Origin of the sequence: Streptomyces sp. NPDC051684 (assembly GCF_044453445.1) — a bacterium.
Lineage (GTDB): Bacteria > Actinomycetota > Actinomycetes > Streptomycetales > Streptomycetaceae > Streptomyces.
Genome location: NZ_JBITCS010000088.1, coordinates 1,943 through 3,291, shown reverse-complemented (window position 1 = coordinate 3,291; position 1,349 = coordinate 1,943). Strand labels below are relative to the sequence as shown.

Sequence of the window (1,349 nt, the reverse complement as noted above, 5' to 3'; positions counted from 1 at the left end):
CGAACTCAAGGGTTCGGGGTGATGGGTGGTTGGTCGTTGTTTGAGAACTGCACAGTGGACGCGAGCATCTGTGGCCAAGTTTTTAAGGGCGCACGGTGGATGCCTTGGCACCAGGAACCGATGAAGGACGTGGGAGGCCACGATAGTCCCCGGGGAGTCGTCAACCAGGCTTTGATCCGGGGGTTTCCGAATGGGGAAACCCGGCAGTCGTCATGGGCTGTCACCCGCTGCTGAATATATAGGCAGTGTGGAGGGAACGCGGGGAAGTGAAACATCTCAGTACCCGCAGGAAGAGAAAACAACCGTGATTCCGGGAGTAGTGGCGAGCGAAACCGGATGAGGCCAAACCGTATACGTGTGAGACCCGGCAGGGGTTGCGTGTGCGGGGTTGTGGGATCTCTCTTCCATCGTCTGCCGGCGATGGGACGAGTTAGAAACCGTTGATGTAGACGAAGGACATGCGAAAGGTCCGGCGTAGAGGGTAAGACCCCCGTAGTCGAAATGTCAGCGGCTCGTTTGAGAGACACCCAAGTAGCACGGGGCCCGAGAAATCCTGTGTGAATCTGGCGGGACCACCCGTTAAGCCTAAATATTCCCTGGTGACCGATAGCGGATAGTACCGTGAGGGAATGGTGAAAAGTACCGCGGGAGCGGAGTGAAATAGTACCTGAAACCGTGTGCCTACAAGCCGTGGGAGCGTCGCGCGAGGAACTTGTTCCTTGCGTCGTGACTGCGTGCCTTTTGAAGAATGAGCCTGCGAGTTTGCGGTGTGTTGCGAGGTTAACCCGTGTGGGGAAGCCGTAGCGAAAGCGAGTCCGAATAGGGCGGTATAGTAGCGCGCTCAAGACCCGAAGCGGAGTGATCTAGCCATGGGCAGGTTGAAGCGGAGGTAAGACTTCGTGGAGGACCGAACCCACCAGGGTTGAAAACCTGGGGGATGACCTGTGGTTAGGGGTGAAAGGCCAATCAAACTCCGTGATAGCTGGTTCTCCCCGAAATGCATTTAGGTGCAGCGTCGTGTGTTTCTTGCCGGAGGTAGAGCACTGGATAGGCGATGGGCCCTACCGGGTTACTGACCTTAGCCAAACTCCGAATGCCGGTAAGTGAGAGCACGGCAGTGAGACTGTGGGGGATAAGCTCCATGGTCGAGAGGGAAACAGCCCAGAGCATCGACTAAGGCCCCTAAGCGTACGCTAAGTGGGAAAGGATGTGGAGTCGCAGAGACAACCAGGAGGTTGGCTTAGAAGCAGCCACCCTTGAAAGAGTGCGTAATAGCTCACTGGTCAAGTGATTCCGCGCCGACAATGTAGCGGGGCTCAAGCGTACCGCCGAAGTCGTGTCATTCATAC

General features: G+C 56.6%; 1 rRNA gene (cut by a window edge). It reads left to right on the top strand.

Going from position 1 to position 1,349, the window contains the following annotated elements:
• Window positions 1-72: 72 nt before the first annotated feature.
• Window positions 73-1,349: ribosomal RNA gene (locus ACIA8D_RS41650) — 23S ribosomal RNA — on the top strand; it runs 1,919 nt beyond the window's last position.